Source organism: Mycobacterium sp., assembly GCF_050701675.1.
Classification (GTDB): Bacteria; Actinomycetota; Actinomycetes; order Mycobacteriales; family Mycobacteriaceae; genus Mycobacterium.
In genome coordinates this window covers 1-2,625 of record NZ_JBOGDD010000129.1, presented here as the reverse complement: position 1 = coordinate 2,625, position 2,625 = coordinate 1, and the positions used below count along the sequence as shown (strand labels likewise).

The 2,625-nt window shown below is 65.5% G+C and carries 4 protein-coding genes; 2 read left to right on the top strand and 2 right to left on the bottom strand.

Going from position 1 to position 2,625, the window contains the following annotated elements:
- A partial coding sequence (locus ACRDUX_RS03905; protein WP_526411208.1) for an amino acid permease occupies nt 1–1,025 on the top strand: 1,025 nt, incomplete at its 5' end.
- Entirely contained in the window at nt 1,022–1,876 is an 855-nt protein-coding gene (locus ACRDUX_RS03900) for a serine hydrolase (protein WP_526411206.1), read from the top strand. The genes ACRDUX_RS03905 and ACRDUX_RS03900, both read left to right, overlap by 4 nt.
- Nucleotides 1,877–1,924: 48 nt before the next feature.
- Here ACRDUX_RS03900 and ACRDUX_RS03895 read toward each other — a convergent pair whose 3' ends face one another.
- Together ACRDUX_RS03895 and ACRDUX_RS03890 are read right to left on the bottom strand one after the other, a co-directional pair.
- On the bottom strand, nt 1,925–2,071 hold the full coding sequence (locus ACRDUX_RS03895; RefSeq protein WP_526411204.1) for a hypothetical protein: 147 nt from the start codon (nt 2,069–2,071) through the stop codon (nt 1,925–1,927).
- Between the two features lie 80 nt (nt 2,072–2,151).
- Nucleotides 2,152–2,625 (bottom strand): aldo/keto reductase (locus ACRDUX_RS03890; protein ID WP_526411202.1); only part of this gene is annotated, 474 nt, incomplete at its 5' end.

Sequence of the window (2,625 nt, the reverse complement as noted above, 5' to 3'; positions counted from 1 at the left end):
TGGCCATGCTGCTGATGGCCGTGATGACCATCGTCAACCTCATCTCCGTGAAGTGGTTCGGCGAGTTCGAGTTCTGGTTCGCGAGCATCAAGGTGGCGGCCATCGTCGCGTTCATCATCCTGGGCTTGCTCTGGGTCATCGGAGTATGGCCGGGTAACTCTGGCGGCCTTGGCAACCTGGTGGACCATGGCGGGTTCATCCCGAACGGGTTCGGATCGATACTGGGCGCCGTCGTGGTGGTGATCTTCGCGTTCGGCGGAGCCGAAATCGTCACCATCGCCGCCGCGGAGAGCGCCGAGCCCGCCAAGTCGGTGGCCAAGGCCACCACGGGCGTCATCTGGCGAATCATCCTCTTCTACGTCGGCTCGATTTTCCTCGTCGTGTGCATCCTGCCCTGGAGCGACGGATCGGTGCTGTCCAGCCCTTACGTCGCCGCCCTGGACAAGCTGGAGATCCCCGGCGCCGCCATGATCATGAACTTCGTCATCCTCACCGCTGTGCTTTCGGTGCTGAACTCCTCCATCTACACGTCCTCTCGCATCCTGCGGGTCCTCGCATCGCACGGTGACGCGCCCGACTGGCTCGTGAAGACCGATCGCCGCAGTGTTCCGGCACGTGCCGTCCTCGCCAGCACCGCGATCGGATGGATCTCGGTCGGGCTCGCCTACATCGCCCCCGATTCCCTGTTCCTGTTCCTGGTGAATTCCTGCGGCGTGGTCGCAATCTTCATGTACGTGATGATCGCGGTCTCGGAGCTGCGGGTGCGCCGCGCGATCGAACGCGAAGACCCGTCCCAGTTGACGCTGCGGATGTGGTTCTTCCCGTATCTGACCTACGCGGTGATCGTGGCCTACGCGATCGTCCTGGCCGCCATGGTCTTCAACGCCGATCAGCGCGTGCAGCTGATCGCCAGCGTGGTCAGCCTGATCGTCGTCCTCATCGCCTACACGCTGCGCAAGCGGTTCGGTCGGGTGCCCGTCGACGCTGAAGTCGCCGACATCCCGGAACTCGACGAAGTGGTATGAGTCCCTTCGCCCAGGCGTCATCCTGGCTGCCCAGCACGGCGACCCTGTCGGCGCACATCAAGGACTTGTCCACCGGCGAGACATTGTGGGAGCACGATTCGCGTCGGGTGCTCAAGACCGCGAGCGTGGGCAAGGTCTTCCTGCTGGCCGAGGTGGCGCGGCGATTCGAGGACGGGACATTGGACCCGGACGAAGTCGTCGCCGCCACCGCGGAAGACCGGGTGGCCGACTCGGGCATCCTCTACCTGCTGCGGCAGCAGGACCAACGGATCGAAGACCTCTGCCTGTTGATCGGGGCGGTCAGTGACAACACGGCGACCAACGTCCTCCTTCGCCGAATTGGGCTTGAGGTCGTGCAACGCGCCACACGGGACCTCGGGTTCACCGAGAGCGGGCTACGGGACAGGGTGCGGTTGGACCGTCCCAAGGACGATCCGCTGACCCTGTCGGTGGGCAACGCTGCGGAACTGTGCGAATTCGTCGCCCGCGTCGACGCCGGCGCCATCCACAACGCCGCGGTATCCGAGCGGGTGCGGCGCTGGCTCGGCGTGAACACCGACTTGTCGATGGTGGCGCAGGCGTTTGGTCTCGACCCCCTGGCTCACACCGCCGCCGACCATGGCTTCGAGCTGTGGAACAAGACCGGAACCATCTCGGACGCCAGGATCGACATCGGCTGTGTCGGGCATACCGCCAGCGGTCGCAGGGTTGCCTACGCCGTCCTGGCCAACTGGACGTGGAGTGAGGACCATCGTGACCAGGTGCTGGCGACTATGCAGCGCATCGGCCTCGCGGTCCGACAGCATCTGGAGAACGGCACTCAGGCAGATTCCGCGACGCCGGTGATCTGATCGGCGTTCGCCCGCAGCGCCTCCAGATCCGACACCCAAGAGACTGGCTCATTGCCGATGCCGAAACCACCCGATTGCCCTGTCCGCGACGACGGTCACGACGAACAGTGCAACGAGAAGCGTCGCGCCTATCAACAGCGCCGTCGGGGAAACGTCGAGATACGGATCGTCCGACGCCACATAGATGCTCAACACGAGACCACCCCTTGACTACCTGCTACCCCGACGCTACGCCGACAGCTGCGCTGCGTGCGCTGCGCGGGCGGGCGGCGTTCTTAGAGTCCGATCATCGCCATTCCGGCGGGGTTGTAACGGTCCCCGCTAACACCGACCTGGTCGGCCAGCGCGTCGAGATCGGCGACCTCGTCGGACGACAGCGCCACCTGGGTGGAACCGGCGTTCTCGTCGACGCGGCTGCGGCGTCGGGTGCCGGGGATCGGCACGATCCACGGCTGCTGGGCAAGCAGCCAGGCCAGAGCGATCTGTCCGGGGCTAGCGCCCTTCGCGTCGGCGAGGACGCGCACGCGATTCACCAATTCCTCGTTGGCGGCAAAGTTTTCGGCCGCGAAGCGCGGAATCGTCGCTCGCATGTCATCGGCGGCGAGCTCCGTCGCGGCTGCGACGGTTCCGGTGAGGAAGCCCCTGCCCAGCGGGCTGAACGGGACGAATCCGATGCCGAGCTCGGCGCAGGTGGGCAGCACCTCGAGCTCGGGATCCCGAGTCCACAGCGAGTACTCGCTCTGCAGCGC